Source organism: Mesorhizobium sp. M7A.F.Ca.CA.004.04.2.1 (genome assembly GCF_004022825.1).
Classification (GTDB): Bacteria; Pseudomonadota; Alphaproteobacteria; order Rhizobiales; family Rhizobiaceae; genus Mesorhizobium.
On sequence record NZ_RZPH01000407.1, the window covers coordinates 1 to 5,028 of the forward strand.

Genomic DNA, 5,028 nt, shown 5'->3' on the forward strand with positions numbered 1-5,028 from the left:
CCCCTGCTCGGCCTGTTCATGAACATGGAGCCGCTCGGCATCGGCGCCACGTCGCTGACGCTGCTGGTCGGCACCCCGGCAATCACGTTCATCGGCGCCGCCGGTGCTGCGGTGGCAGTGGCGCTGCCGCGTGGCGGGCTGCTGATCTCGGTACTGGTGCTGCCGCTGACCATTCCGGTGCTGATCTTCGGTGTTTCGGCGAGCTATGGGGCGACCGCCAATCCCGATCCGTTTCTGCAGCCCTTCCTCATTCTTGCCGCGCTGACCCTGTTTCTTGGCGTGCTGGGCCCGGTCTCGGCGGCGCTGGCGCTGCGGCATGGAACGGATTGATGTGGCGTATGACTGCGGCGCGGCGACCGATTGCGAAGCCGACGGAGCGAGGCTAAGGGAAAGGCATGTCTAGACTGGGCGACATGATCGGCTTGGAAGCCCCCACTTCAGCGAGGCCCGTCGCATGAGCGCGCATGCACTCTACGTGACCGCCGCCTATGGCATTACGGCCGTGGTGCTGGCCGGATTGATCGGCTGGATCCTGCTCGACCAGCGGGCGCGCAAGCGCGAACTCGCCGAACTGGAGGCATCCGGCGTGCGGCGGCGCTCCGACAAGGCGGCAAAGCCATGACCACAGAAACGGAAACGCCACCCCCACGCACTCGTCGCCTGTTCGTGCTGTTGCCGCTGCTGATCTTCCTCGGCCTGGCCGGACTGTTCCTGTCGCAGCTGCTGTCGGGGCGCGATGCTTCGGAAGTGCCATCGGCCCTGATCGGCCTGCCGGCGCCGCAAACCAGCCTGCCTGCGCTGGAGGGGTCAAACCTGCCGGGGCTCGATTCGAAAACCTTCGCCGGCAAGGTCACATTGGTCAACGTCTTCGCGTCGTGGTGCGCGCCATGCCGCGAAGAGCACCCGGTGCTTCTGGCGCTGTCGCAGGATAAGCGTTTCACCATGGCGGCGCTGAACTACAAGGACCGGCCGGAAAATGCACGCCGGTTCCTCGGCGATCTCGGCAATCCGTTCCAGGCGATAGGGGTTGACGAAGCGGGCCGCGCGGCGATCGACTGGGGCGTCTACGGCGTGCCGGAGACCTTCGTCATCGGCAAGGACGGCAAGATCGCCTACAAGCATGTCGGCCCGCTGACGCCCGAGACGGCGAGGGATCTCTTGCTGCCACAGATCGACAAGGCGCTGGCGGCACGTTGATATTCAGGTGATGCCGGGCTGCAAACGGCGGCTTCCTGCGCTTCCGGTGCTCACGTACTTAAGTACGCTCCGCTCCGGTTCTCGGAAACCACCGTTTTCGTCTCGGCCTGACCTGAATCTCAACGCACCTTGGCGGTGCGTCTTATCGGACTCGAGATCAGCCGTAGATCTGCTTGTGGATCTGGTAGAGCATTTCCGAGCGGTCGGCGCGCATGTCGGCCAGATCGCGGCTGGAAAAGCTGTCGATTTCGGCGACAAGGCGGTTGTAGTGCTTGCGCTTGGCAATGCTGTTGCGAGCGCGGGTCATGAGACTGTCGAGGATCATAGCAAGGTTCCTTTTTTGGCGCCGCGTTTCGGCGGCGGTTTCTTCCTCCCTTGATCGATACGAAGCATGACATAGTAATGGTGCATTGCAAAAAGAAGATGTTGCAATGCACCATTGCGCTGGACGCATAGCCGGTTAATACGGCGCTAACGTCATGCGCAGAGCCGGCAAGCGATCTTTTGCATGACACTGTGCGTACCCACATTGCCTTCTGTCCCTCCGGCTGGCTTGATCCGGTGTCATTGATGCCGGGAGGAAAGCATGGCGGCCGCAGACTATTATGAAATTCTCGATCCGCGCTTCGCGCGCCTGTTCAACGGCAACGCGCAGGTCGAGAAGCTGTTCACCGGATGCCAGTGGGCGGAGGGGCCGGCCTGGTTCGCCGCCGGCCGCTATGTCGTCTGGTCCGACATCCCCAACAACCGCATGCTGCGTTATGACGAAACCGACGGCAATGTCAGCGTCTTCCGCCAGCCGTCCGGCAATTCGAACGGCAACAGCGTCGACCGGCAGGGCCGGCTGATCACCTGCGAGCATTCGGGCCGCCGTGTCAGCCGCACCGAGTTCGACGGCTCGGTCACCACGATCGCGTCCAAATGGAAGGGCAAGCGGCTGAATTCGCCCAACGACGCGGTGGTGAAATCCGACGGCTCGATCTGGTTCACCGATCCGAGCTACGGCATCGATACGGATTATGAGGGCGACAGGGCCGAGAGCGAAATCGGCGCCTGCCATGTCTACCGGGTCGATCCCGGCACGGGCGAGGTCGAAGCCGTCATCACCGACATGGTCCGGCCCAACGGCCTGGCTTTCTCGCTCGACGAGAGCAAGCTTTATGTCGTCGATACCGGCCGCACGCATGGCGCGCAGAATCCGGCGCATATGCGGGTTTTCAATGTCGGCAAGGGCGGCAAGAAGGTTTCGGGCGAGAAAATCTTTGCCGACTGCACGGCCGGCCTGTTCGACGGCTTCAGGCTCGACGAGGACGGCCGCATCTGGACGAGTGCCGCCGACGGCATCCATTGCTACGATCCGGACGGCACGCTGATCGGCAAGGTCAAGGTGCCGGAAGTCACCGCCAACTGCGTGTTCGGCGGCAACAAGCTGAATTGCCTCTATATCGCCGGCACCACGTCGCTCTACATGGTGCGGCTGATGGTCAACGGCGCCAAGACATACTGAGACTGGAGCACTGGCTGAGACTGGAGCACTGGCGGCCGTTCGACGGTTTCATCGAAGCGGGTCGCGAGCACGAACATCCCGGGAGGACAAAATGCCATTCGTCAACATCCGCATCGTCAAGGAAGTGATATCAGCCGATCCGGCGGGCAAGAAGGCGGACATCGCCAAAAAGGTGACGGCGGCCATCATGGACGCCACCGGGCTGAGCAACGACGATGTCTGGGTGGTTTTTGAAGAGATCAACGCGCGCGATTGGTACGTTGGGAAGACTGATGTGGAGACGCTGCGAAAGGGCTAGCTCGAAGGTCTGGGGTGGCCGCCGCTCAACGCGAGCGGATAAACTCCGCGAAGGCATTCAGCGCATCATGCATCGCCTGCCGGTTCCCCGGCTCGTCGAGGATGCCCTCCACCTCCGGTGGCTTCTTGCCGAGCAGGGCAATCTCCAGCACGTCGTCGCAAAGTGCGAACGACATGGTGCGCATGATCTCGGCCAGTGCGGCGCGGGCGAACAGCGAGCGCGGCGAGGCGTGTGCCAGCATGGCGGGCTTGGCGACAGCGGCATCGCGCGAGACCAGCCAGTCGAGGGCGTTCTTCAGCCCGCCCGGTACGCCATGGGCATATTCCGGACAGGAGACGATCACGCCGTCGGCTCGGCTGACGGCATCGATCAGTTCGGAGGCTTCGAGCGGCGTCCGCTCGCCCTCGTCGTCGGGATTGAAGATCGGCAGACAGCCAAGCCCGTCATAGACGCTGACGCGGCAGCCGGGCAGTGCGTTGCGCGCCAGTGCTGCGATCAGGGCCGAATTGGTGGAAGCCGCGCGCAGGCTTCCGGAAATGGCAAGGATGTTCAGCAAGATGGACCAGTCAGGACGAATCGTGGGTCGAAAAACCTACCACATCGTCTTCTTGTATTCCTCGTCGAGCCAGCGATCGGTCGCCTCGGCGGAATCGGCAACCGCCAGCTGATCGCGCATGATCTGGCCGAGCGTCGGCAGCGTCGCGCGGTCGTACCAGGTTTCCGGCTTCCACAAATCCGAGCGCATGAAGGCTTTTGCGCAGTGCATGTAGGCGGCCTTGACGCTGACCACGACGACGCTTTGCGGCTCCCTGCCGTCGACGGCGAGCCGTTCGCGCAAATTTGCGTCGACGGTGATGCGGGCATCGCCGTTGACGCGCAGCGTCTCGTTCATGCCGGGAATGAGGAAGAGCAGCCCGACCGAGGGATTGAGGAGGATGTTCTCCAGCGTGTCGAGCCGGTTGTTGCCGGGCCGGTCGGGAATGGCGATGGTGGTGTCGTCGAGAACGGTGGCAAAGCCCGGCTTGTCGCCCTTCGGCGTCACGTCGGCGTTGCCGGCACCGTCGGACGAGCCGATCAGCACGAACGGGCTCTTGCCGATGAAGGAGCGGCAATGGCCGTCAAGTTTTTTCAGCTCCTTGCGGATAGAACCGTCGGTTGGCCGTGGCGTCTTGTAGATCGTCCTCAACTGGTCGTGCGTGGTGATGAATTCCATGTCCCTCTCCCCAGAACGGTTCATTGTCTCACGAACGCAGAACCGCTGTTTCCCTTTGTTTTGACGCAGCTCCGGACACTTTTCTTGGAGTTGCTCTATTTCCCGGCCTTCTCTTCTTTGCCGGCCTTGTCCTCGAGTGAATGACGCAGGATCAGCGGCATCTGGCTGAAGGTGAATAGAAGCGTGATCGGCATGATGCCCCAGACCTTGAAAGTAACCCAGGCGTCGGTGGAAAAATTGCGCCACACCACCTCATTGACGATGGCCAGGAACAGGAAGAACAGGCCCCAGCGGAAGGTCAGTTTCCGCCAGCCATCGGCGTCGAGGCTGAAGGCTGAATCGAAGACATAGCCAAGCAGCGACTTGCCGAAGTAGAGGCCGCCGAGCAGCACGCCGCCGAACAGCGTGTTGACGATGGTCGGCTTCATCTTGATGAAGATGTCGTCCTGCAGATAGAGCGTCAGCGCGCCGAAGATGAAGACGACGACGCCCGACACCATCGGCATGATCGGCAAGGTGCGGGTGAGCAGCCACGAGGCGATCAGCGCGATTGCCGTGGCGGCCATGAACAGCCCGGTGGCAACGAAGATCGGCCCGCCGAACTCGGCCAGAACAGGGAATTTCTGCACCAGCCATCCGCTGCGCGCATTGGCGAAGAAGAACACCATCAACGGCCCAAGCTCGAGCACCAGCTTGAGCAGCGGATTGACGCCTTCCTTCTTCTGCTTCTGCGGGTCCGACGGATCGCGTTCGAGAATGGGTGGGTTCATGGAATCTCTTTCTTGCGCATGATCTGATCCAAAAAGTCTGCAC

9 protein-coding genes are annotated in these 5,028 nt (G+C 62.1%); 5 read left to right on the forward strand and 4 right to left on the reverse strand.

What is annotated here, in order from left to right; genetic code table 11:
• From EN893_RS18575 to EN893_RS18585, 3 genes are all read left to right on the forward strand, one after another.
• On the forward strand, positions 1-330 hold a 330-nt coding region (locus EN893_RS18575; protein ID WP_206640136.1), incomplete at its 5' end, for a heme exporter protein CcmB.
• A gap of 124 nt (positions 331-454) precedes the next feature.
• Positions 455-622 (forward strand): heme exporter protein CcmD, encoded by a 168-nt coding sequence (gene ccmD / locus EN893_RS18580; RefSeq protein ID WP_127268184.1) that lies wholly within the window; start codon positions 455-457, stop codon positions 620-622.
• Positions 619-1,197: a DsbE family thiol:disulfide interchange protein gene (locus tag EN893_RS18585; RefSeq protein WP_127268185.1), complete on the forward strand. Its 579-nt coding sequence runs from the start codon at positions 619-621 to the stop codon at positions 1,195-1,197. Before ccmD ends, EN893_RS18585 begins: the two co-directional genes overlap by 4 nt.
• 157 nt (positions 1,198-1,354) lie before the next feature.
• Here EN893_RS18585 and EN893_RS18590 read toward each other — a convergent pair whose 3' ends face one another.
• Positions 1,355-1,522: a hypothetical protein gene (locus EN893_RS18590; RefSeq protein WP_013528833.1), complete on the reverse strand. Its 168-nt coding sequence runs from the start codon at positions 1,520-1,522 to the stop codon at positions 1,355-1,357.
• A gap of 261 nt (positions 1,523-1,783) precedes the next feature.
• Here EN893_RS18590 and EN893_RS18595 point away from each other — a divergent pair, with 261 nt between their 5' ends.
• Both EN893_RS18595 and EN893_RS18600 read left to right on the forward strand, forming a co-directional pair.
• Complete coding sequence (locus EN893_RS18595; protein WP_127268186.1) at positions 1,784-2,704, forward strand: SMP-30/gluconolactonase/LRE family protein; 921 nt, start codon at positions 1,784-1,786, stop codon at positions 2,702-2,704.
• A gap of 91 nt (positions 2,705-2,795) precedes the next feature.
• Entirely contained in the window at positions 2,796-3,002 is a 207-nt protein-coding gene (locus EN893_RS18600; RefSeq protein ID WP_127268187.1) for a 4-oxalocrotonate tautomerase family protein, read from the forward strand.
• A 25-nt stretch (positions 3,003-3,027) separates the two neighbouring features.
• On the opposite strand, the gene EN893_RS18605 is transcribed toward EN893_RS18600, so the two are convergent.
• The 3 genes from EN893_RS18605 to EN893_RS18615 all read right to left on the reverse strand — a co-directional run bounded on the left by EN893_RS18605 (position 3,028) and on the right by EN893_RS18615 (position 4,985).
• Entirely contained in the window at positions 3,028-3,558 is a 531-nt protein-coding gene (locus tag EN893_RS18605) for an NADPH-dependent FMN reductase (RefSeq protein WP_127268188.1), read from the reverse strand.
• Positions 3,559-3,594: 36 nt separating this feature from the next.
• On the reverse strand, positions 3,595-4,215 hold the full coding sequence (locus EN893_RS18610; protein ID WP_127268189.1) for a pyridoxamine 5'-phosphate oxidase family protein: 621 nt from the start codon (positions 4,213-4,215) through the stop codon (positions 3,595-3,597).
• 95 nt (positions 4,216-4,310) lie between these two features.
• On the reverse strand, positions 4,311-4,985 hold the full coding sequence (locus tag EN893_RS18615) for a septation protein A (RefSeq protein WP_127268190.1): 675 nt from the start codon (positions 4,983-4,985) through the stop codon (positions 4,311-4,313).
• Positions 4,986-5,028: the final 43 nt, after the last annotated feature.